This window comes from Microbacterium sp. B35-30 (assembly GCF_010634855.1).
Lineage (GTDB): Bacteria > Actinomycetota > Actinomycetes > Actinomycetales > Microbacteriaceae > Microbacterium.
In genome coordinates this window covers 100,233-120,916 of sequence record NZ_MWLQ01000018.1, presented here as the reverse complement: position 1 = coordinate 120,916, position 20,684 = coordinate 100,233, and the positions used below count along the sequence as shown (strand labels likewise).

Here is a 20,684-nt window from a genome sequence, read left to right as displayed (position 1 = left end):
CGCCCCTCGACGACCTCAGGAACCGGCAGGCGTCACACGCCGCCGCCGCCTCCGCCGCCACCACCACCGCCGGCGGAGCCGCCGCCCGACGAACCGCCCGACGACGAGGACGCCGAGGCCGACGACGACAGCGTCGAGATGCCGGCCGAGAACGCCGCGGCGTTGAACCCCGTCGAGCCCGCGTACCAGCCGGGTGAGTTGCCTTCGCCGTAGAGCACGGCGAGCTCGTCGGCCCACTTCTTCTCCTGGCCGAACACGACCGCGTACGGCAGGAGCTTCTCGTACAGCTTCAGCTTCACCCGCGGGTCGGAGATGTCGACCGGCACCCGCTCGGCGCCCTGCGGCGACTGCAGCATGCGGATGCGGTCAGCCTCCGCCCATTCGATGAACTGCTTCAGGCCGTGCAGGTGGTCGCGCACTTCGGCGCCGGCGGCGGTAAGCGGCTTGCGCGACACCATTCCGCCCACGACCACGACCACGACGAAGGCACCCACGATCAGCAGGATGGGCACGAGCGGCGTCACCCAGGCCACCATCGCCGCGATGCCGAACAGCAGCACCAGCACCGCCGAGACGATCGCGATCGCCACCGGCCACGCTCTCGCACTCGCCGGGACGGTCCGGCGGAGTCCGCGCGTCGACAGTTCCGATGTCGCCGCCTTGAGCACCGTCTGCGCCGTCGACGAGAACCGGGTGTCGGTGCGCCCGAACTCGAACTCCTCGCCCGCTACGCCGTTCGGGAAGAGGCCGGGAAGCAGCATCCGTCCATCTCCGTCTGCCAGCGACGGGTCGACGAGCACGGCCTTCAGACGGGTGCCGCCGAACATCTTCGCCGGGCCCTCTTCGATGCGGATGCTGCCCACCACGGCCTGCTCGAGCACCTCGGCGGGGATCGCCTTCGTCGTGTGACCGAGGAGCACCGCGCTCTCGAGCGCGTCGATGCCGCGCGGCGGGGTGAACTCGGCGATGATCACGGGCCGGCCGGGTTCGTCCGGGAGGTGCCGCGCGCGCGTGCGGGCCGCGAGGATCACCGCGGTGCCGAGGCCCAGCAACGCCACCAGTCCCTGCAGCCAGCCCCACGGCGAGGCGAGGTACGACGTGTCGAATTCGGTGAAGGTCTCGGGCTCGAACCCGATCGCAATGGTCATCGTCTGGTACGGCTGCACGTCCGAGACGGATGCCGCGACCGCACCGTCGACCTCCGAGACGTCGCACCTGCGGGTGTCGTCCTGGTAGCCCGCGTAGCAGGCCAGACCACCGGTGCGCGCGGCATCCAGCTCGTCGGACATCGTGACGCGGGCGGTGACGCGCCCGAACGGCTGCGGCCACGCCGTGCCGTTCACATCCCAGTAGAACTCGTCCGACCCGGTGTCGGCGAAGTACCGCGTGACGTTCTCGAGCGTGTAGGTGAACACGTAGGTCTGGCGGCCGTGGACGAAGTCGCCGGCACGCGAGGTCATCAGGAAGAGTCCGTCCTCCGTCTCGGTCTCGGCCTCGCGCGGTGCACCGTTCTCGTCGGTGAGAGAGACCAGCTGCGGGTCGAGCGGCGCACCCTGGTAGCTGTCGGGGATGGCGCGGCGCATGCCGCGGTTCTGGTCGAACTCGGGGAAGATCGCGACGAATGTCTCCACGACGGTGAGCGTGCTCGTGCCGTCCTCCGCGCGGCCCAGCTGGTACTCGACATCGAGGCTCTCGAACGAGAAGTCCTCGACATCCGCACGGGCGGGAGGAGCGACGACGACCGTGAGCAGCAGGCCCGCGAAAAGAGCGAGCAGCAGGCCCACGACGCCGAGACGACGCGAGCGCCACGACGCGATGGAGGATGACGACATGCCGCCAGCCTAGGGTCCGCAGCCTGCCCTACTCTTGACGGTATGACCGACCGCCGTCTCGCCATCGACGCCTGGGAGAGCCTCTTCCGTGCCCAGCACGAGGTGTTCGGCGACATCAACGGCGACTTCGACGACGAGATGCTGAGCCAGGCCGAGTACGACGTCCTCCTCACCGTCACGCGCTCCGACGATCTCACCGCGCGCCTCCGCGACGTGACCGCCAACATGCTCATCAGCCAGCCCAGTGTGTCGCGTCTCGTCGACCGCATGGTGGCGCGTGGGCTGCTCACCAAATGCGCGGACCCCGACGACGGTCGCGGGGCGCTCGTGCACGCGACGGATGCCGGGGCGTCGCTGTTCCGCCGCATCGCCAGTGCGCACGGCCGGGCCATCGCCGAGCGGATGTCGCTGCTGTCCGACGAGGAGCTCGCTCAGCTGCGCGAGCTCACTGCCAAGCTCCGCAAGCCGCAGCCCGACTGCTGACTCCCAGCTCGGTCGTTGAGCGAGCGCGGCGAGACGAAACGCCCCAGCCGGCGTCGCACGTCGGCTCGCTGCGTTTCGTCTCGCTCGTCCTCGCCCGCTCAACGACCGGTGGCTCCGGCCTCCTCACGGAGTGCGCCGCCGGAGCGTGAGCGACGCGAGGATCAGCGCTCCCGCGGCGAAGGCGACCACCACGAGGAGCGGTCCGAAGACATCCCACCCCTCGTCGCCCGCGGTCACCGCGTTGATCGTGTCGATGGCATAGCTCAGGGGCAGCACCTTCGAGATCTGGTACAGCGCCTCGGGCATGTCTTCGCGCGGCATGAACAGGCCGCCGAGGATGATCTGCGGGAACACGATCAGCGGCATGAACTGCACGGCCTGGAACTCGGTCCGCGCGAAGGCGCTGGCGAGGAGTCCCAGCGCGCTGCCGAGGATCGCATCGACGACGGCCACCAGGCCCAGCTGCCACAGCGGTCCGTCGACATCGAGCCCGCACACCCACACCGCGAAGGTGACGGTGATGACGGCCTGCAGCGTCGCCATCAGGGCGAACGCGAGACCGTAGCCGAGGATGAAGTCGGCCTTGGCGATCGGGGTCGTCATGAGCCGCTCGAGGGTGCCCGACCGGCGCTCGCGGAGCGTCGTGATGGAGGTGATGAGGAACATCACGATGAAGGGGAAGAGCGCGAGGATCGGACCGCCGAACTGGTCGAACACGCCCTCCTGTTCGCTGAACAGCCACGCGAACAGCCCGACGAGGATGCTCGGCGCGACAAGCATCAGGGCGATCGAACGCGGGTCGTGGCTGAGCTGGCGGAGCACCCGCCCGGCGGTCGCGAAGGTGAGCATGCCGTTCACGAGCCGCTCCCCTGATCCGTGGGGGGCTCCTGCGCAGGCACGTGAGGATGCTGCGCCTGCTCCCGCGCCTCGCGGCGGGTGAGCGGGTGCGGTTCCTGAGCCCCGTCCGGTCCCTGAGCCCCGTCCGGTCCCTGAGCTTGTCGAAGGGCGTCGCGTTCGATGAGCGCGAGGAACGCGGCATCCGGATCCGTCGTCCCGGTGTCTGCGAGCAGGCCCGCCGGCGTCGTGTCGGCGACGACACGACCCACCCGCATGAGCACGAGGCGGTCGCAGCGCAGCGCCTCGTCCATGACGTGGCTCGAGACGACGAGCGTCGCGCCCGCGTCCGCGAGAGCGCGGAAGACCTCCCACAGCTCGGCGCGCAGCACCGGGTCGAGCCCCACCGTCGGCTCGTCGAGGACGAGCAGTTCGGGGGCACCGAGCATCGCGACCGCGAGCGAGACGCGGCTCTCCTGCCCGCCGCTCAGGGAGTCGATGGTCTGATCGCGCTGGTCGGCGAGCCCCACCTGCTCGATGACCCGGTCGACGTCGCTGCGCGGCGCGCCGACGAGGCGCGCGAAGTACCGCAGGTTCTGCTCGATCGTGAGGTCGCCGTACACCGACGCCGCCTGCGTGTCGTACGCCACCCGCCGCCGCAGCACGCTCGACCCGCCCGGCTCGCCGAGCACTGTCACGGTGCCGCCCGCGATCTTCTGCACGCCCACGATCGCGCGCATCAGCGTCGTCTTGCCGCACCCGGACGGCCCCATCAGCCCGGTGATCTGCCCGCGCGGGATGTCGAGGTCGAGCGCCGTGAAGACCTCGGTCTTCCCGCGCCGCACATGGAGATCACGCACGCTGACGGCATCCATGCGCTCAGGTTAGACCCGCGTCACCAGCGGTTGTGGACCTCCTCTGCCCAGCCCAGGATGCCGTCGAACCTCACGACGTCGCCGCCGGGCACGGCGAAGGTGCCCGCCCAATGACCGAAGCACTGGTCGGTGCGCGAGGCGACCACGCCGAGATTCGTGCGGGTCACCTTGTCGTAGAAGGGCGTGAAGGATGCTGCGAGCCCGCCGCCGGTGAGGCGCCACGGTCTGCGCCACTCGGCGATGTCGTAGTCCCACTCCAGCTCGTCGTGGATCTTGTGCAGCCGCCCGTCGACCAGCACGGCGTTCTCGGTGGAGCCCGTGCCCTCTGTCCAGCGGCCGCCCACCTGGATGCCGATGGCGCGCCCGCCCGAGGTCCCGGAGCCCGCGCCCCAGTTCCAGCGGATGTCGTAGGGCCAGCGCCCCCGACCGTGGTCCAGCACCGCCCACGAATCCCCTGCCGGCACGTCGTGCGTGATGCCGTCCACGGTCACTGATCCCGAGGCAGGACGCGCGACGTCCTTGACGGTGTACTGGAAGCGCGTTGCGCTCCACGGCACCACGACGGCCAGGCGCTCGTGGTCGGCAGGCAGCGAGGCGAAGACGTCGAACGAGGCATCCGGAATCCGGGCGCGCAGCCGTGTGCCGCCCTCCTCGGCAAGGACCTCGATCTCGAGGTCCTTCGCGCGTGCGCGGGCGGGACCGCTCTCGACGCCGGTGGGCAGCTCGAAGTCCCGCGCCGGGATGACGGTCGCCCCCTTGCCCCACGTGCGCTCGGTCGCCCGGTCGAACACCCACACCTCGTGCACGGCGGCGTAGTCGATCGACGACACCGTGAGCGCGAGGATGTGCGTCGGCGTGGTGACGTTCCAGTACTCCCACCGCTTGTTGCGCCCGCGGCCGCGCCCGATGCCCGACGTGTCGACGAGGGGCTGGCGCGCCCAGCCGATCGCGTCCGGGTTGACGCGACCGTTCGGCCGGGTCAGCGCCACGGGGGCGGTCAGCTCGCGCTCGGTCATCGCGGCTCCTTCCAGGGTCGTTCGATCCTAGGCGGACGTAGTCTGGGCGCCATGCACACGCGCACCCAGGCGAGGCTGCAGGTCGTCGCCGGTCCCATGTTCGCGGGCAAGTCCGAAGAGCTGCTGCGTCGCGTCCGTCGCGCGCGCATCGCCGGCCTGTCGGTCGACGTCGTCAGTCATGCGCTGGACCATCGCCGCGGCGAGGGACAGGTGAGCTCCCACTCCGGACTCAGCGTGCCGTCGCGGTCGGTGCCCGACGTCGAGACGCTGGTCGCTGCGGTTCAGGGCCGCGAACTCGACCTCGTCGCGATCGACGAGGCGCAGTTCTTCGGGCCGGGCCTCGTCGCCGCCGTGGGTGCTCTGGTCGCCGAGGGGGTGGATGTCGTGGTCTCGGGCCTCTGCGTCACGTTCGACGGTCGACCCTTCGAGCCGCTGCCGGCGCTCATGGCGATCGCCGAGGACGTGCTCAAGCTCACGGCCGTGTGCGCGGTGTGCGGAGAGGATGCCGCGTTCCATCAGCGGCTCACGTCCAGCGGTGCCGGCGACCCGCTCACGCCGACGACCGAGCAGATCGGTGGGATCGAGTCGTATCAGGCGCGCTGCCGCCGCCACTTCACGGGCGCCACGAAGTCCTGACCTCGCAGAACGACGGATGCCTCGTCCCGGCCGGGACGAGGCATCCGTCGTTCTCTGCGGAACTGCTCTCTGCGGAGCTGTTCTCGGCGGAGCTGCTCTCTTCGGAACCGCGCGCGACTACTGCTCGATCGGCTGCGGAGCGTCGTCGGACTCGTGCGCCTGGATCGTCGGCGCACCGCCCTCGGACATCACCTCGATCTTGCGCGGCTTGGCCTTCTCGCTCACCGGGATCGTCACACTCAGCACGCCGTTGTTGTAGTTGGCCGAGATGCGCTCGGTGTCGATGCCCTGGCCGAGGTTGAGCTGGCGCAGGAAGCTGGCAGCCTCGCGCTCGCGGGTGATCCACTTGACGTCATCGCCGCTGTGCAGCGTGCGCTCGGCGCGGATCGTCAGCAGCTGGCCGTCGACGTCGATGTCGACCGAGCCCGGGTCGATGCCGGGCAGGTCGGCGGTCAGCACGTAGTGGTCGCCGTCGCGGTACAGGTCCATCGGCATCCGCCGTGGGCCGCGCCGCTGCTCGAAGAGACTCGACGCCAGGCGGTCGAGGTCGCGGAACGGGTCATAGGTGGCCATGGGAATCTCCTCTCTGTCTTGGAGTTGAGCCCACCCGGCTCAACTACATACAGATTAGCACTCGGCATAGGAGAGTGCTAGGAGTCGGAGCGTTCGCTCAGAACGAACACGGCCCGGTTTCGTCTCTGCGTAAGCTCGCTCAACGACCACGTTCCTCGCTCGCTCAACGACCGGTCGTCGAGCGAGCGAAGCGAGACGAAACGCCCAAACGGTTGTCAGCACTCGATGACGTTGACCGCGAGACCGCCCTCGCTCGTCTCCTTGTACTTGTGCGACATGTCGATGCCGGTCTGCCGCATGGTCTCGACCACCGCGTCCAGCGAGACGTAGTGCGACCCGTCGCCGCGCAGCGCCAGCCGGGCGGCCGTCACCGCTGTCGATGCCGCGATCGCGTTTCGCTCGATGCACGGGATCTGCACGAGGCCGCCGACCGGGTCGCATGTCAGCCCGAGGTGGTGCTCCATCGCGATCTCGGCCGCGTTCTCGATCTGCCGGTTCGTTCCGCCCATGACCGCGGTCAGTCCCCCGGCCGCCATCGCGCAGGCCGAGCCGACCTCGGCCTGGCATCCGCCCTCGGCTCCCGAGATCGACGCGTTGGCCTTGAACAGCGAACCCAGCGCGGTCGCCGTGAGGAGGAAGCGACGGATGCCGCGGCGACGGTTCGCCTCAGCCCTCTGCTCGTCGTTCCACTGGGCCGGCTCGGCAGCATCCGAGCCGCGGCCGGGGTACCCGAGCAGCGCACTGCCCACGAGCTCGCCGTACGGGGTGACCGCGTTGCCCGCACCGAGCCCGGAGTCGGCGAGGAAACGCCACCAGTACATGGCCACCGCGGGCACGATGCCGGCAGCGCCGTTGGTGGGTGCGGTGACGACCCGGCCGCCCGCGGCGTTCTCTTCGTTGACGGCGAGCGCGAAAGCACCCAGCCACTCCCCCGGCAGCTCACGACGGCCGTCGGCCTCCGCAGCCTCGAGCTGCGCGCGGATCGAGGCCGCACGGCGCTTGACGCCGAGCATCCCGGGAAGCACGCCACCCGAGTCGAGGCCCGCCTCGACGCACGCCGCCATCGCATCCCAGATGGCGTCCAGGCCTGCGGCGATCTGCTCGTCGGGTCGTCGGGCCTCCTCGTTGAGGCGTGCCGCCTCGGCGATGGTGATGCCGCGCTCATCGCACAGCGCCAGCAGCTCCTCGGCGCTCGAGAAATCGAGGGGAAACGCGCCCGCGCCCGCGCCGGCGCCCGTCGACGGGTCGCCCTCACGGCGGATGAATCCGCCGCCGACGGAGTAGTAGGTCTCGCGGGCGAGGAGTCCGGCATCCGTAGCAGGGGCGACAGCCGTCACCGACGACGATCCGGTCACGCGCACGCCTGCCGCCGTCACCGCGCGATCCGGCCCATCGGCGGGCGAGGCCCACGCTTCGAGCGTCATGGCGTTCGGGTGGCCGGGGAGCCGCGTGCGCGGTGCGAAGACGACGTCGCCGCGTTCGAAGCGCACGGCCTGGACGCCGGCGAGCTCGAGCGACTGCCCGTCGGGCCAGGCGCTCCACGCCGAGCGCACGGCATCCGGGTCCACCGTCTCGGGCTCGAGCCCTCGCAGTCCGGCGACGACCGCATCCGGCGTGCCGTGGCCGATGCCGGTGGCGCCGAGCGAGCCGTAAAGGGTGCAGGTCACCCGTCCGACGTGGGGCAGCACGCCGGTCTCGCGCAGGCGGACGACGAAGTCGTGGGCGGCCCGCATGGGTCCGACCGTGTGGGAGCTCGAGGGTCCTACGCCGATGGAGAACAGCTCGAACGCCGAGACGTAGGCGTTCATCGCCACCAGGCTAACGCCGTGGCCGGTGCGATCTGCATCCCGTTACCGAGTCGTGAGCGGCAGGATGCCTCGACCCGCGCGAATCTGCGGTGCAATGTGACGCGCGCGCTGCGCCGGCGGATCGATCGCTGCCCCTGGCGCGTCCGGCGATGGTGCGATAGGCAGTTAACAGCCCCGCGCGGACGCGACGGAGGCGGCACGAGAGAGGGTGCGCGATGCTCTTCGTTCTTTACCTCATCCTGCTCCTGGGCGGCATGTACCTGGTGGGCTCGGCCTTCGCGGCCCCCTTCCTGCCCGCCCTGGTGTTCGTCGCCGGAGTGCTGTGCATCTCACTGGCGGTGGCCCTTCCCATCGCGGCGCAGCGGATCGACAGCGACCGCCGGGAGTAGCCCACCGCGGTGCGGACAGCGGGGCGATCGTCGCCCGCGGGAGACTCCGGTCCGGTTCCGTAGGCCCTGGGCGTCGTTTGTCAACCCCGATAGCGCCTGGCTCGTCCTCGGTGAGAATCGACTCGCTGCATCAGCGTGGAGGCACCGAAATGAGAACAGCGATATCCGCATCGCCGTGGTCGGCCACCGGACTAGAGAGGTGAGCGAACGATGGTGATGCTCGAACCCCAGGCTCGTCCGACAGGACGACGGTACGACCTGCAGCGCGTGGATCAGTCGACGTGGATCATCCGCGACGCGCATCTCCCCACGACCGACGCCAGAAGCCTCGTCGCCTGCGTCAGCCAGGCCCCACTGGAAGGCGTCGACGTGCTCTGGCTGCACCCGGTCGGTCTGCCCACCCGCTACGGCACCGCCGACGCGGTGCTGCGCGACCTGATCCGCCACGGTCGCCGCAGCTCGGGCACCACCCGGCCGATACCGATCCCGCATCGTCCGCCGATGAAGCCCGAGCGCCGCTGATGCGGCCGCCGCGATGAGGCGTCCGCTCGCCGACGAGTCGCTCTCCGTCCTCGTCCACGGCTACGACTTCGGCGAGCGCGTCTGGCGGCGCGTCCGCGACGGCGCGAGATCCGCCCCCCTGCGATTGCTGGGCCGGGACGCCCTCCTCGTGCGAGGCACGGCGGCGGTGGAGCTGTTCTACGACGAGACGCGGATCGCCCGCCACGGTGCGATGCCCGCGATCGTGCAGGAGACGCTGTTCGGACACGGTGCGGTGCACAGTCTCGACGGCGACGAGCACCGCCACCGGAAGGCGACGTTCGTGGACGTCGCCTACGAGGATGCCGAGGTCGAACGCCTGCAGCCGCTGCTCGAGCGGGAGTGGCGTCACGAACTCGACGCATGGCTGGACGACGGCGACCGCACGGCCTACGACGCGGCCGTCGGCGCGCTGGGTCGGGCGATCATGACGTGGGCCGGACTGCCGGGCACGCCCGCGGCGAAGACCCGCTGGTCGGCGCGCCTGGCGCAGATCGTCGACGGCTTCGGTGCGCCCTACTCACCCGCCTACCTCGCGGCGGTCGGCAATCGAATCTGGTCGGACCGGCATGCGCGGCGCCTCATCGACGCGGTGCGCGCCGGTGATCTCGCCGCCCGGGAGGGCACGGCCCTTCATTCCTGGGCCTGGCACCGCGATCCCGCCGGCGAACTGCTGCCCGCGCAGGTCGCCGGAGTCGAGCTTCAGAACACGATCCGCCCGACGATCGCCGTCGCACGCTTCGTCGCCTTCGCCGCGAAGGAGCTGCACGACCGGCCCGAATGGCGGGAGCGCATCTCCGCCGAGACGTCGGAGCGGAAGACCCTGGTGGGAGGTCCGCTCGCGATCACGTTCGCCCAGGAGATCCGGCGCACCGCACCCTTCGTGCCGATGCTCCCCGGATGGGCGACCCAGGATGTCGAACTCGACGGGCAGCACCTCTCCGCCGGCGGGCGCGTGATGCTCGACATCCTCGGCACCGACACAGACGCGCGTTCATGGGAGAACGCGGCCACTTTCGACCCCGAGCGCTTTCGCGGCGTCGAAGACTATGAGGCGCTGACAGCCTTCATCCCGCACGGCGGCGGCGACGTGGCGACCGGCCACCGCTGCCCGGGCGAGAAGATCGCGATCTCCGGCCTCGCGACGGCGATCGCCGTGCTGAGCGACCCGGGGCTGACCGTTCTGGACTCCGGCCTCACCGTGAACCGCCGCCGGCTTCCCACGATGCCGAAGTCGGGAGCGCGCGTGCGGGCGAGCGGAACGCCGTCACGCTGCCCGGTCCACTGACGGCGGGTGAGGCATCCGCCCCGGCGTGATCACCGACCCGACCGACGACTGACGCACCGCGCGGCGTCCGGGCGGCGCCCCGCGGGGGTATTCAGGTGATCGGGAAGTGATGATCTTCAGCGCGGCGGACGTCGGCCAGCGTCGCCTTCCAGGTGGTTCGCCGCGGGCGCCGGCGGTCGAAGAGCTTCCTCAGGGTGGCTCCGATGGAGCGGAGAGCGGATTCGAATGTGATCATGGCTGCTCACCTCAAGCAGTGGCGGTTTGTCTCTGGAACAGGGATATCCGCTGCGCCCGCGACCGTCTTGGGGCTTGACCTGCCCCACGAGTTGTGGTGTCGCCGGTTGGTGCGATGATCCGCACGACGGACGATCGGCGGGGAGGGCGGGATGCGGGGCGAGGCGACCGTGCTGCACGCCGATCTGGACGCCTTCTACGCCTCGGTCGAGCAGCGTGACGCGCCCGCGCTGCGCGGCCGGCCGGTCATCGTGGGCGGCGGCGTGGTGCTGGCGGCGAGCTACGAGGCGAAGGCCCGCGGCGTGCGCACCGCGATGGGCGGCCGGCAGGCACGCGAGCTCTGCCCGGATGCCGTGATCGTCCCGCCGCGAATGGACGCCTACTCTGCGGCCAGTCGCGACGTGTTCGCGATCTTCCGGGACACGACCCCGCTCGTCGAAGGTCTCTCCATCGACGAGGCGTTTCTCGAGGTCGGCGGGCTCCGGCGCATCGCGGGCTCGCCCGAGCAGATCGCGGTGGGACTGCGTGCGCGGGTGCGCGCCGAGGTCGGACTCGCGATCTCGGTCGGGGTGGCCCGCACCAAGTTCCTCGCCAAGGTCGCCAGCGCGGTGAGCAAGCCCGACGGGCTGTTGGTGGTCGAGCCGGAGCGGGAGCAGGCGTTCCTGCTTCCGCTGCCCGTCGAACGGCTGTGGGGAGTCGGCGCGGTGACCGCCGAGAAGCTGCACCGGCTCGGCATCCATACCGTCGGCGAGTTGGCCGAGCTCGAAGCGGCGACCGCCGAGAGGCTGCTCGGGAGGGCGGCCGGCGCGCACCTGCATGCGCTGGCCCGCCTGCGGGACCCGCGCCCGGTCGACACGACGCGCCGCCGGGGGTCGATCGGCTCTCAACGCGCCCTGGGCAACCACCCTCGCTCGGCCGAAGAGCTCGACCTCTTCCTCACGCAGATCGTCGACCGGCTTGCGCGCCGCCTGCGCGAGCGCGACCGGGTCTGCCGCACGGTCGTGCTGCGCCTCCGGTACGGCGACTACGCGAAGGCCACTCGCTCGCGCACGGTGCGCTTCCCGACGGACCGCACCTCGGTGCTGCTCGGCGTCGCACGCTCGCTGCTCGCGTCCGCGCAGCCGGAGATCGCCGAACGCGGCATCACTTTGATCGGCATCTCGCTGTCGCAGCTGGGGCGCGCCGACAGCATCCCGCCCGAGCTGCCCATCGACTGGGAGGACGGCGAGCGCCTCGACACCGTGCTTGATGCCGTGCGCGATCGCTTCGGTGCGACGTCGGTCTCACGAGCCGCGCAGCTCGGTCGCGATCCAGGCTGGTCGACGCCGCTGCTGCCGGAGCACGAGTGATGTCGCCGGCCGCGAATACCCTGCTGGCATGGCGGAGCGTGTCGAATTGTGGTGGGCCCGCCGCCAGTTCTCCAAGGGCGCGGCGGTTCCGTACCCGGTCGGGAGCTACCGGGACGCGTGGGCGCCGTTTTCCGCGCTCATCCGCCAGTATCACCCCGAGCTCAACGCCGGCATCGTCCTGAGCCAGGTCCCCCCAGCCGCCGACGTGCTGCTGCTGTGGCAATGCGAAGCGGGCCACAAGTTCGCGGCCACCCCCGACGAACAGCGCAACCGCCCCGGCCGCGAGCGCCGCCGCTCCGCCTGGTGTCCGGACTGCGCGGACCTCGCCCGGCCCGCCCGGGCTCTCCCGATGCGGGAGGTGGTCACGGCACCCGGCGCCCCGGTGCCCGCCGCGATCGCGAACCCGGTCGACCGTGCCGTTCTCCGGCAGAGGATGCCGAAGCGGAAGCAGCGCGTGTGCGCGAAGACGCCCGACCTGCCCGTCGGCGAGCCGTTCCACTCGGAGTGTGCGCCGAAGCCTGCGTCGGCGATCGAAGCCCAGCTGCGCGCCGACCTGTTCGCACGCCTTTCGGTGACGCCGGGGTTCAACGCGGTACGGGTCGCGCGACCGTTCTTCGATCACGTGGAGGTGTGGCCCGACATCCTGCTTCCCGAACTGCGCGTCGCCATCGAGTACGACAGCACCGGCCGGCACGGCCTCGAGCACGTCGGCAAGCGCGAGGACGCCGACCGTCGCAAGGACCGCGCGCTGCGCGCGGCGAAGTGGGAGGTCGTCCGGATCCGCACCGGCAAGCTCGAACCACTCGGCCGCCACGACCTGCAGCTGGCGACCTGGAACCGGAAGGGGCTCGACCGCCTCGTCGACACGCTGCGGGACATCCGCGGTCCGCTGCTCGTCGACCCGTACCTCGCCTGGTGACACCCGCCGCGTGCGCTCTATCGGTTGTTCACATCCATGAAGCTGCGGCGTGAACACCCGGCTGCGGGCGTCTGTCGGAGAATCCACGTGGGCGCGCGCTCCGACGAGCGGATGATCCGGCTGCGGATTCGTCATAGGGTGGGCGCGTGTCGATCTTGACGGTCGTTCGGAGCGGAGTCGGTGCCGCGTTGCTGGTCAACGCCGTTCCGCACGGCGTGAGCGGTGTTCAGGGTCGGCCGTTCCCCAGCCCGTTCGGCGATCCTCCGGGTGTGGGGATGTCATCTCCACCGGTCAATGTCGGCTGGAGCGCGGCGAACGCGATCGCAGGCGTGCTGCTCCTGCGTCGCGGTGTTCGCTCACCGGCCGAAGCCGTCGGAGCAGCCGTCGGTGCCGTCGCCATGGCGATCGCGGTCTCGTATCACTTCGGCGATGTGCTGGCTGGAGGCAGGGGTCTCCGGGGTCTGCGGGCGGGGCGTGCGGGGAAGGGCGGTTCCGGCCCGCCGCGGAGTCTCGTGAAGGCGACCGAACCGATCGCGAAAGCCTTGGCCGGGCGACGCGCGTTCCCGCTGTTCGCGGTCGTCCACCACCGTGGACGCAAAAGCGGGACAGACTATGCGACCCCGGTCGCAGTGGTGCCGACGTTGGATCCGAACGTTGTCCTGATCGGTCTGCCGTGGGGACCGAGGACGAACTGGGCAGCAAACGTCGTCGCCGCGGGGAGCGCAGACCTCACCTGGAAGGGCGCCGTGCACTCGACGACTTCGCCTCGCATCATCGAACCCGCCGAGGCCGAAGCCCTGGCCGAGCGATTGTTCCGCCCCGTCGTGAAGCAGATGCCGGCCGCGATCCTCCTCCGGCGTTCGCACAACTGACCCGCCCCACCCGTCGTTGGTGCGCTCAAGGAGAGCGTTCAGCGCTTTCCCCTTCTCATGGCCGTCCGTTATGGCGCGAGACTGTCAGATGGGGCGGCAACCCTCCACTCCCGCAGTTCGAGGTCTTCCACCGGCTCTCCTCACTCGCGATCGGCCTACGAGATTGCGAGGCTAGGCCCGGAGTGCGAGAACGTCGGCGCGAACGGCGTCACGCCGATACATGGCTGCGTGGGCGGCGAAGTCCGGGTTCTTCGTCTCCTGTATTCGGCCGTCGGTGTAAGTCGCCAGGTCCAAGAGGCGCGCCGCGACCGTACGCAGCACCTCGGCGCGCGGGAACGGCATTCCGTACGCATCGATCAGACGATCCATACGAGCCAGGCGCTCGTCGTCGGAGGTGTCTATACCTGCGTCCTCGCCCAGCGGTGCCAGTCGGTATGCGAGGTAGGCCAGATCCCAGATCCGGGGTCCGGGTGAGGCCATGTCGAAGTCGAACAGGCCGGCAACCCGGCCACTGATGAACGTCATGTTGTAGGGGGCGACGTCGTTGTGACAGATGACCTCGATGGGCTCGTGGGACGGCAGCCTCCACACGAGGTCTTGGTCGATGAGCGGAGCGCTGGCGTCATGCACCCGGCGCAGCAGTCTGCCGGCGCCCTCCAGAATCGCCGGCGCCCAGAGCCAGTCGGGAAGTGGGTAGTTCCCGACCTCGCCGGGAAGGAAGAAGAGGACCTCGCGGCCCTTTTCGTCGAAGCCCAACGGCTCAGGCACTTCGTGCACGCCTGCCGCTCGTAGCGCACGCAGCAGCGAATGAACGGCCGGAGTCCAGGGCCCAGCAGGCCGACGCACCGTTTCTCCAACCCGCACTACAGCGTTGGAATTGCCCCCGGTGAGAACCTGCTCGTCCATCACCCCACCGTAGGGCGGGCCCGACAGCATGCTCTCGCTGTGAGCGTCGCTATGCGACTGCGACAGGACGTTCGACAGTAGGTAACCGTGCAAAGCCCTTCGGCGTGAAGTCCCCTGGCGAGCGCACGGCTCGGCCACTAGGTGAGATCCAGCTCTCGCCGTGCATTCTCCAGTGCTACCAGGTACGCGTCCCTTTCCTCTCTGCCGCCCGGTCGCTCACGCCTGATGATGTAGCCCCCCTCGGCGACCACGTCGTGCGTCTCGGCGTCGGCACGGCGCTCGAGCGCCGCGTCCAACATCGCATCGAACTGCCCCGCCTGCCCGAGTGCCTCGATTGCTTCCAAGGTCGAGCCGACGGCGCCTCTCGTCTGCGCGTCGGCAGCCAGAGCCTTGTTCGACTTCCGGTAGCTCAGCACCGCAACGATCAATGCGCCTACACCTGTCAGCGCACCCACCAGCGAGCCGATACTCGAGATCCAGTCCGTTACCGATGGCATGGCGCAACGATATCCACCCGCTTCTCGAACGGGCAGCGTGGGGCGCGATCTGGGGCGCCCGCCGCGTGCGACGGCCTACTCGAGACCGCGGGCAGTCGCCTCGTTCTCGGACTCCAGCATCCGTGCGAGCGCCGCGAGGTCGGCGTCCAGGCTGCGCTGGACGTCGTCGCGCATCTGGTCGGCGTACTCAGCCGCACGTGCACCAGTGAGCCACGCGCGCAGCACGAGCGCCGACCCGGACTCGGATGGCACGGCGGAGTGGTGCACGGTGAGCTCGGCACCGTCGAGGATCGTGGTATCGGCGTACAGACGACCGTCGACGTACTCCGCCACGACGAAGGGCGCCTCGTGCCCACCGCGTACCTTCAGCACACCCCTTGCCCCCACAGCGAACGGCTCATCGAGTCTCAGGTACTCCATTCCGGCGGCCCACTCCGGATGCGTCGCAAGGTCCCGCCAGCGCGCGACGAATCGCTCCGGGGAAACGGTGGAGGACAGCTCGGCTCGCGCGATCTCGATCACACGAGGACCCTACCGACGACCCCCGACGCCCCGACGCCTTCGCCGCCCGCCGGTGGCCGGAACTCGGCTCCGCTCGGCCCACTTCTCACCCTTCGCGACGGCAGCTGAGTCGGAGCAACGAACGGGCGGCCGCCCGACCCATGTGGTCTGGCGGCCGCTGTGTCTCATGCGGTGCTCAGTCGTCGGTCTCGACCCCAGCGGCAACCACCGCGAACTCGGCGTCCAGGTCGATCTCGACGAACTCTCCGGCCTCGGTCAGCACCGTGACGTCCCACGGCGAAGTGCTGTCGTCGTCGGCCTCGATCTCGACGATGCGCCCGTCGGCTTCGGCGAGCGCCGCATCCACGATCGCCGCGATCGCGTCGGCGTCGAGGACGTTCTGAGGCGCGGTGTCGTCGGACTCCGCGGACTCGGTGGACGTGACGGATGCCTCGCCCGAGGCGTCGACGCGCACCTCGATCTCGGCGCCATCCTCAGCCTCGAGCGTCACCTCGGCGCCGCCGTCCCGCTTCAGATCGATCGACACCGGCTCGCCCTCACCGGCGGCGGATGCGGCGTCGATCATCGCGACGAGGTCGTCGGCGGAGTCGGTGCCGAGATCAGACAGGTCGCCGCTGGTGCCGTCATCGCTGGTGCCGTCATCGCTCGAGTCGTCGTCGCCCGAGTCCTCATCGCTCGAGTCGTCGTCGTCGCGGGAGTCTACGTCCCGGTCGCCCGACACCGACGACGTGGTGTCGTCATCGTCGACCTCGTCGGCGATCGCGGCGCCGACGGCGACGCCCCCACCGCCGAGGACGGCCGCCGCGAGCACTGCGCCGCCGACGATCAGCAGGCCGCGGTTGCGGCGCCGCTTCGGGGCGGGAGCCGCCGTGTGCACGCCCGCAACCGCGTCGGCCTGCTCGCCCGGGGCAGGCGCCGGAGTCGCGGCGACCACCTCGATCTGCTCGGCGTCGGCGGGGCGGGCGGGGGAAGTCTCGGGGGTGCTGTTCTTGTCATCCATGCTCCGATGGTGCCGACCGGTCGCTGAAGCAGGCCTGAAGCATGCTGAAGCCGCGTTCAGGATGCCGCGGGAAGCACGACCGAGAACCGCGCGCCGCCGAGCGGCGAGTCCTCGACGCTCACGCTGCCGCCCTCGGCCTCCGCGATCGCACGGACGATCGCAAGGCCCAGCCCGCTGCCTCCGGCGTCGCGTGCACGCGCCTCGTCGAGCCGCACGAAGCGCTCGAAGATGCGCTCGCGCTCTGCCGCCGGAACGCCCGGGCCGTCGTCATCCACGGTCAGCAGCACCTGCCCGTCACGCTCGAGCACCCCGATCGCGACAGCCGACCGCGCGTGACGCGCCGCGTTGTCGGCGAGATTACGCACGAGACGGCCCAGCAGGCGGACGTCACCGCGCACCCGCGCGGCATGGATGCCGGACCCATCGCCCTCCACACCCCTGGCGCGGAGCCGCGTGATCTCCGCGAAGGCGAGGTCGTCGAGGTCGACGGCCTCCTGGTGGATCACCGGACTCTCGTCGAGCCGGGTCAGCAGCAGCAGCGCGTCGACGAGCTCCTGCATCCGCAGTCCTTCGTCGTGGACCACCCCGGCAAGATCGTCGATGGATGTCGCGTCCGGGTGCAGTTGCGCCAGCTCGGCGTGCTGGCGGATCGTCGCGAGCGGGGATCGCAGCTCGTGCGAGGCATCCGATACGAATCGGCGCTGCGCAGCCGCGGCGGCATCCAACCGGCCCAGCATTCGATTCATCGTGCCGGCGAGCGCGGCGATCTCGTCGCCCGAAGCCGGTACGGCGACGCGCCGGTCGAGGCGATCGGCGGAGATGTCGTCGACCTCTGCACGGATGCGCTCCACCGGGCGGAGAGCACGTCCGACCACCCACCACGTGATGGCGGCGACGAGTGCGACGACGGCGATGACGGCGACGGCGAGCAGCACCGCGACGGTTGCGAGGGTGCTCTGGTCGTCCTCGACCGACACTGCCAGGAGCAGCGCGCCGCCGTCGTCCAGGTCTTCGCGCACGACGACCATCGGTTCGTCGTCGTACGCGATCACGGGCGTGCCGTCGCTGTCGGGCAGGTCGCCGCTGTCGGCTTCCTCGGACGTGGCGACGACACGCCCGCCCTCGTCGAGCACCTGCGCGATGTCGTCGTCGAGCTCGGTCACCACCGCCGGTCCTTCGGCGTCGATCCGGGCCGCGAGCTGCTCGGCGCGCGTCTCGGCAGCACGCACGCTGGCCTCATGGATGCTGACGGACAGGATGCCGTAGAACGCCAGCGCCCCCACCACCAGCGCGGCGGCGACGACCAGCGTCGAGGCCGCGGTGATGCGGGTCCGCAGCGAACGACGATGCGGCTCAGCCACCGTCGGCCGCCAGACGGTAGCCCGCACCGCGGATCGTCTCGATCGCCGCTCGGCCGAAGGGCCGGTCGACCTTGCGCCGCAGGTGACCGACGTAGACCTCGACGATGTTCGGGTCCCCCTCGAAGTCGTCGTTCCAGACGCCGGCGATGAGGTCGCGCTTGGAGATCACCTGCCCGCGGTGGCGCATGAGGTGCTCGAGCACGGAGAACTCCCGTGACGTGAGGTCGACATCGGTATCGCCGCGCCGCACAGTGCGGGCACCGGGGTCGAGCCGCAGGTCGCCCGCCTCGAGCACCGTCGGCCGCTCGACACCGCCCCGGCGGATCAGCGCACGCAGACGGGCGACGAGCACGGCGAATGAGAAGGGCTTCGTCACGTAGTCGTCAGCGCCGGTCTCGAGCGCCTCGATCTGGTCCCACTCGCCGTCCTTCGCCGTGAGCATGAGCACCGGCGTCCAGTTCTCCTCCGCCCTCAGCGCCTCGCAGACCTTCCACCCGCTCATACCAGGCATCATCAGGTCGAGCACGATGGCGTCGTACGCGGTCTCCCGGGCACGCCACAGCCCGTCCACACCGTTGTGGGCGACGTCCACCCCGAAGCCCTCCGCCTCGAGTCCGCGACGGATGCCGTCGGCGAGGCGCACCTCATCATCCACCACGAGAATTCGCATCGGCCCCAGTCTGGCCCGCGCCGGCTGAATCCCGCCTGAAGCGCGGCGCTCTTCGACGCTCACCCAGCAGGGTCAGCGGGCGGACAGCTGACTGTCACCGCGGCAGACACGCGCGGGAGTGATCGGAACTGGCGCCCGGATACAGAAAGAGCCCCTCACGGGAAATCCATCCGGCCGGGGGCATTGCGCCGGGTGCATAATCGGTTCCGGGGAGACTACGTCGCGTTCTTCCGCGACGCAGCTTGCCCTCGGGGCGATACCCGGAACACCGGTCCGCGGTGTCGGCCAAGCGCGTGTCGCGCTCACCGGAAGGCCAGCCGTATGCGCCGATGGTCGGAGGCAACTGTGCGGACAAGCAAGAAGAGCGGTTCCGGAGGCTTTCTTCCGATCCTGCACTGGTTGCCGCGCTATCAGCCGCGGTGGCTGCGCGCCGACATCATCGCGGGAGTAGCCGTCGTCGCGATGATCGTGCCGAAGAACCTGGGCTATGCCGAGATCGCCGGCGTGCCGGTTCAGAACGGCCTCTACGCAGCGGCGGCCGGCGCGATCATCTATGCGCTCTTCTGCACGTCACGTCAGATCTCCACCGGTCCGAGCTCCGCGTTGGCGACGGTCGCGGGCGGTGCGGTGATCGTGACCGGTGTCACCGGCGGCGATGCGGCACAGCTCGTCGCGGCGATCACGCTGGTGACCGGCATCCTGTTGCTGCTTCTGGCGCTGTTTCGAATGGGGTGGATTGCGCAGTTCCTTTCGAGGGCCGTGGTCACCGGGTTCCTGGCCGGGGCCGCGGTCGACGTGGTCGTCGGCGAGCTGCCCAAGTTGACGGGCACCTCGGGCGAGGGCGACAACGTCTGGCGGGAGTTCGCGTCGTGGATCGTCGGCCTGGGTGCCATCCACCTTCCGACTTTGATTGTGGGTACGGCGGCCCTGGCGGTGATCTTGGCTCTGCGGTTCTGGGCGCCGAAGGCACCCGGTGCGCTGGTGCTGGTTGTCGGCGGCCTGCTGGCATCGTCCCTGCTCGATCTCGGCGCGCGAGGCGTGGCGCTGGTCGGCGCCGTGCCGAGCGGGCTGCCGGTCCCGCAACTGCCGAGCCTCGACATCGTGCTGCAGAACGTACCTGAGATCGTGATCGCGGCGTTGGCGCTGCTGCTGATCGGGTTCTCGCAGACGGCAGGCGACGCCCGTTCCTTCGCGACCCGGCACCATTACCGCGTCGATGCGAACCAGGAGGCGGTCGCTCAGGGGATGGCCAACGTCGGCGCCGGTCTCGTCCAGGGGATGCCGGTCTCGACGAGTCTGTCGGCCAGCTCACTCAATGACTCCGCCGGTGCGCGCACCCCCGTGGCGTCGCTGACCACGGGAGGGCTGGTGATCCTGACACTGCTTTTCCTCGCTCCTCTCTTCTCGGAGCTGCCCAAGGCGGTGCTGGGAGCCATCATCATCGACGCAGTCGTGTTCGGGATGATCGACCTCAAGGAGTTCGCCCGGTTGCGGCGTGTGTCCAGGTTCGATTTCTGGATTGCTGTGGCGGCCCTCGTGGGTGTGCTCTCGGCGGGCGTTCTCTTCGGGATCATCATCGGCATCGCATTGTCGCTCGGGTGGCTGATCTACGTATCGACACGGCCGGCCATGCCTCTGCTCGGCCGCGAGCCCGGCACCCAGGTCTTCCGCGACATCGACCTCAACCCTGCCGATGAGATCTTCCCCGGTATCGCAGTGATCCGTCTGGACGGCGGACTGTTCTTCGCCACCGCCGAGGCGTTCGACGAGCGCATCCGCGAAACGATCTCCGCGGACCCGCCCCTCGCGGCGCTGGTGATCGATCTGGAAGGCGTCGCCTTCGTCGACTCGCAGGGCGCAGCGAAACTCACCGAGCTCGTCGACCTAGCCGAAGCGGAGGGCGTGACGCTGCGGCTGGCGCGAATCAAACCACAAGTCATCCCCGTGCTAGAAGCCCAGGGCATCCTCGATCGCATCGGCGCCGACCACCTCCACGGCAATGTCCACCGCGCGGTCGAGGCGCAACGGTCCCAGAGCGCAGACGACCAGTCGAGAGAGAGCGGACTCTGACGCGTGACAG

22 protein-coding genes are annotated in these 20,684 nt (G+C 70.0%); 9 read left to right on the top strand and 13 right to left on the bottom strand.

Annotated features, from left to right (window positions below):
- Positions 1 to 32: 32 nt before the first annotated feature.
- A complete protein-coding gene (locus tag B2K11_RS10575) occupies positions 33 to 1,832 on the bottom strand; it encodes a DUF2207 domain-containing protein (RefSeq protein WP_163618241.1) in 1,800 nt (599 codons plus the stop codon).
- A gap of 42 nt (positions 1,833 to 1,874) precedes the next feature.
- On the opposite strand from B2K11_RS10575, the gene B2K11_RS10570 reads away from it, so the two are divergent.
- Entirely contained in the window at positions 1,875 to 2,315 is a 441-nt protein-coding gene (locus tag B2K11_RS10570) for a MarR family transcriptional regulator (RefSeq protein ID WP_163618240.1), read from the top strand.
- Positions 2,316 to 2,438: 123 nt separating this feature from the next.
- Here the strand turns inward: B2K11_RS10570 and B2K11_RS10565 are convergent, their stop codons facing one another.
- From B2K11_RS10565 to B2K11_RS10555, 3 genes are read right to left on the bottom strand one after another with little or no spacing between them, the layout of a single operon-like run.
- Positions 2,439 to 3,173, bottom strand: a complete 735-nt coding sequence (locus tag B2K11_RS10565; RefSeq protein ID WP_163618239.1) for an ABC transporter permease — start codon at positions 3,171 to 3,173, stop codon at positions 2,439 to 2,441.
- Positions 3,170 to 4,024: an ABC transporter ATP-binding protein gene (locus B2K11_RS10560; protein ID WP_163618238.1), complete on the bottom strand. Its 855-nt coding sequence runs from the start codon at positions 4,022 to 4,024 to the stop codon at positions 3,170 to 3,172. Before B2K11_RS10560 ends, B2K11_RS10565 begins: the two co-directional genes overlap by 4 nt.
- Positions 4,025 to 4,044: 20 nt before the next feature.
- Positions 4,045 to 5,040: a DUF2804 domain-containing protein gene (locus B2K11_RS10555; RefSeq protein ID WP_163618237.1), complete on the bottom strand. Its 996-nt coding sequence runs from the start codon at positions 5,038 to 5,040 to the stop codon at positions 4,045 to 4,047.
- Positions 5,041 to 5,091: 51 nt separating this feature from the next.
- Between B2K11_RS10555 and B2K11_RS10550 the strand changes: the two genes are divergently transcribed.
- Positions 5,092 to 5,676 (top strand): thymidine kinase, encoded by a 585-nt coding sequence (locus B2K11_RS10550; RefSeq protein ID WP_163618236.1) that lies wholly within the window; start codon positions 5,092 to 5,094, stop codon positions 5,674 to 5,676.
- A gap of 117 nt (positions 5,677 to 5,793) precedes the next feature.
- Here the strand turns inward: B2K11_RS10550 and B2K11_RS10545 are convergent, their stop codons facing one another.
- A complete protein-coding gene (locus B2K11_RS10545; RefSeq protein WP_163618235.1) occupies positions 5,794 to 6,249 on the bottom strand; it encodes an Hsp20/alpha crystallin family protein in 456 nt (151 codons plus the stop codon).
- Between the two features lie 215 nt (positions 6,250 to 6,464).
- A complete protein-coding gene (locus B2K11_RS10540; RefSeq protein ID WP_163618234.1) occupies positions 6,465 to 8,057 on the bottom strand; it encodes an L-serine ammonia-lyase, iron-sulfur-dependent, subunit alpha in 1,593 nt (530 codons plus the stop codon).
- Between the two features lie 215 nt (positions 8,058 to 8,272).
- On the opposite strand from B2K11_RS10540, the gene B2K11_RS20460 reads away from it, so the two are divergent.
- The 3 genes from B2K11_RS20460 to B2K11_RS10530 all read left to right on the top strand — a co-directional run bounded on the left by B2K11_RS20460 (position 8,273) and on the right by B2K11_RS10530 (position 10,274).
- Positions 8,273 to 8,446, top strand: a complete 174-nt coding sequence (locus B2K11_RS20460; RefSeq protein WP_204260083.1) for a hypothetical protein — start codon at positions 8,273 to 8,275, stop codon at positions 8,444 to 8,446.
- A 216-nt stretch (positions 8,447 to 8,662) separates the two neighbouring features.
- Positions 8,663 to 8,968 carry a hypothetical protein gene (locus B2K11_RS10535; RefSeq protein ID WP_163618233.1) on the top strand — a complete coding sequence of 102 codons (306 nt, stop codon included), beginning with the start codon at positions 8,663 to 8,665 and terminating at the stop codon, positions 8,966 to 8,968.
- Positions 8,969 to 8,981: 13 nt separating this feature from the next.
- Entirely contained in the window at positions 8,982 to 10,274 is a 1,293-nt protein-coding gene (locus B2K11_RS10530) for a cytochrome P450 (protein WP_163618232.1), read from the top strand.
- Between the two features lie 91 nt (positions 10,275 to 10,365).
- Here the strand turns inward: B2K11_RS10530 and B2K11_RS10525 are convergent, their stop codons facing one another.
- Positions 10,366 to 10,509 (bottom strand): hypothetical protein, encoded by a 144-nt coding sequence (locus tag B2K11_RS10525; protein ID WP_163618231.1) that lies wholly within the window; start codon positions 10,507 to 10,509, stop codon positions 10,366 to 10,368.
- 151 nt (positions 10,510 to 10,660) lie between these two features.
- Between B2K11_RS10525 and dinB the strand changes: the two genes are divergently transcribed.
- The 3 genes from dinB (at position 10,661) to B2K11_RS10510 (ending at position 13,648) form a co-directional block, all read left to right on the top strand.
- Positions 10,661 to 11,857 (top strand): DNA polymerase IV, encoded by a 1,197-nt coding sequence (gene dinB / locus B2K11_RS10520; RefSeq protein ID WP_163618230.1) that lies wholly within the window; start codon positions 10,661 to 10,663, stop codon positions 11,855 to 11,857.
- 28 nt (positions 11,858 to 11,885) lie between these two features.
- On the top strand, positions 11,886 to 12,776 hold the full coding sequence (locus B2K11_RS10515; protein ID WP_163618229.1) for a zinc-ribbon domain-containing protein: 891 nt from the start codon (positions 11,886 to 11,888) through the stop codon (positions 12,774 to 12,776).
- Positions 12,777 to 13,288: 512 nt separating this feature from the next.
- Positions 13,289 to 13,648, top strand: coding sequence for a nitroreductase family deazaflavin-dependent oxidoreductase (locus B2K11_RS10510; protein ID WP_163618228.1), 360 nt, complete (start codon positions 13,289 to 13,291; stop codon positions 13,646 to 13,648).
- A 171-nt stretch (positions 13,649 to 13,819) separates the two neighbouring features.
- On the opposite strand, the gene B2K11_RS10505 is transcribed toward B2K11_RS10510, so the two are convergent.
- From B2K11_RS10505 to B2K11_RS10480, 6 genes are all read right to left on the bottom strand, one after another.
- The gene (locus B2K11_RS10505; RefSeq protein WP_163618227.1) at positions 13,820 to 14,554 is read right to left on the bottom strand and encodes an aminoglycoside phosphotransferase family protein; all 735 of its coding nucleotides are present in this window, start codon (positions 14,552 to 14,554) and stop codon (positions 13,820 to 13,822) included.
- Between the two features lie 137 nt (positions 14,555 to 14,691).
- The gene (locus B2K11_RS10500) at positions 14,692 to 15,051 is read right to left on the bottom strand and encodes a hypothetical protein (protein ID WP_163618226.1); all 360 of its coding nucleotides are present in this window, start codon (positions 15,049 to 15,051) and stop codon (positions 14,692 to 14,694) included.
- A 75-nt stretch (positions 15,052 to 15,126) separates the two neighbouring features.
- Positions 15,127 to 15,573: a hypothetical protein gene (locus B2K11_RS10495; protein WP_163618225.1), complete on the bottom strand. Its 447-nt coding sequence runs from the start codon at positions 15,571 to 15,573 to the stop codon at positions 15,127 to 15,129.
- 175 nt (positions 15,574 to 15,748) lie between these two features.
- Positions 15,749 to 16,573: a hypothetical protein gene (locus B2K11_RS10490; RefSeq protein ID WP_163618224.1), complete on the bottom strand. Its 825-nt coding sequence runs from the start codon at positions 16,571 to 16,573 to the stop codon at positions 15,749 to 15,751.
- 56 nt (positions 16,574 to 16,629) lie between these two features.
- Entirely contained in the window at positions 16,630 to 17,934 is a 1,305-nt protein-coding gene (locus tag B2K11_RS10485; RefSeq protein ID WP_163618223.1) for a HAMP domain-containing sensor histidine kinase, read from the bottom strand.
- The gene (locus B2K11_RS10480) at positions 17,927 to 18,604 is read right to left on the bottom strand and encodes a response regulator transcription factor (protein ID WP_163618222.1); all 678 of its coding nucleotides are present in this window, start codon (positions 18,602 to 18,604) and stop codon (positions 17,927 to 17,929) included. The genes B2K11_RS10485 and B2K11_RS10480 overlap by 8 nt, the downstream gene beginning before the upstream one ends.
- Before the next feature lie 192 nt (positions 18,605 to 18,796).
- On the opposite strand from B2K11_RS10480, the gene sulP reads away from it, so the two are divergent.
- Positions 18,797 to 20,674 (top strand): sulfate permease, encoded by a 1,878-nt coding sequence (gene sulP, locus B2K11_RS10475; protein WP_239525951.1) that lies wholly within the window; start codon positions 18,797 to 18,799, stop codon positions 20,672 to 20,674.
- Positions 20,675 to 20,684: the final 10 nt, after the last annotated feature.

What these genes read in the sequence shown, in the direction of transcription:
- B2K11_RS10575 (WP_163618241.1), bottom strand. Translation starts at nt 1,832, where the DNA reads ATGTCGTCATCCTCCATCGCGTCGTGGCGCTCGCGTCGTCTCGGCGTC.
- B2K11_RS10570 (WP_163618240.1), top strand. Translation starts at nt 1,875, where the DNA reads ATGACCGACCGCCGTCTCGCCATCGACGCCTGGGAGAGCCTCTTCCGT.
- B2K11_RS10560 (WP_163618238.1), bottom strand. Translation starts at nt 4,024, where the DNA reads ATGGATGCCGTCAGCGTGCGTGATCTCCATGTGCGGCGCGGGAAGACC.
- B2K11_RS10555 (WP_163618237.1), bottom strand. Translation starts at nt 5,040, where the DNA reads ATGACCGAGCGCGAGCTGACCGCCCCCGTGGCGCTGACCCGGCCGAAC.
- B2K11_RS10550 (WP_163618236.1), top strand. Translation starts at nt 5,092, where the DNA reads ATGCACACGCGCACCCAGGCGAGGCTGCAGGTCGTCGCCGGTCCCATG.
- B2K11_RS10545 (WP_163618235.1), bottom strand. Translation starts at nt 6,249, where the DNA reads ATGGCCACCTATGACCCGTTCCGCGACCTCGACCGCCTGGCGTCGAGT.
- B2K11_RS10540 (WP_163618234.1), bottom strand. Translation starts at nt 8,057, where the DNA reads ATGAACGCCTACGTCTCGGCGTTCGAGCTGTTCTCCATCGGCGTAGGA.
- B2K11_RS20460 (WP_204260083.1), top strand. Translation starts at nt 8,273, where the DNA reads ATGCTCTTCGTTCTTTACCTCATCCTGCTCCTGGGCGGCATGTACCTG.
- B2K11_RS10535 (WP_163618233.1), top strand. Translation starts at nt 8,663, where the DNA reads ATGCTCGAACCCCAGGCTCGTCCGACAGGACGACGGTACGACCTGCAG.
- B2K11_RS10530 (WP_163618232.1), top strand. Translation starts at nt 8,982, where the DNA reads ATGAGGCGTCCGCTCGCCGACGAGTCGCTCTCCGTCCTCGTCCACGGC.
- B2K11_RS10525 (WP_163618231.1), bottom strand. Translation starts at nt 10,509, where the DNA reads ATGATCACATTCGAATCCGCTCTCCGCTCCATCGGAGCCACCCTGAGG.
- dinB (WP_163618230.1), top strand. Translation starts at nt 10,661, where the DNA reads ATGCGGGGCGAGGCGACCGTGCTGCACGCCGATCTGGACGCCTTCTAC.
- B2K11_RS10515 (WP_163618229.1), top strand. Translation starts at nt 11,886, where the DNA reads ATGGCGGAGCGTGTCGAATTGTGGTGGGCCCGCCGCCAGTTCTCCAAG.
- B2K11_RS10505 (WP_163618227.1), bottom strand. Translation starts at nt 14,554, where the DNA reads ATGGACGAGCAGGTTCTCACCGGGGGCAATTCCAACGCTGTAGTGCGG.
- B2K11_RS10500 (WP_163618226.1), bottom strand. Translation starts at nt 15,051, where the DNA reads ATGCCATCGGTAACGGACTGGATCTCGAGTATCGGCTCGCTGGTGGGT.
- B2K11_RS10490 (WP_163618224.1), bottom strand. Translation starts at nt 16,573, where the DNA reads ATGGATGACAAGAACAGCACCCCCGAGACTTCCCCCGCCCGCCCCGCC.
- B2K11_RS10480 (WP_163618222.1), bottom strand. Translation starts at nt 18,604, where the DNA reads ATGCGAATTCTCGTGGTGGATGATGAGGTGCGCCTCGCCGACGGCATC.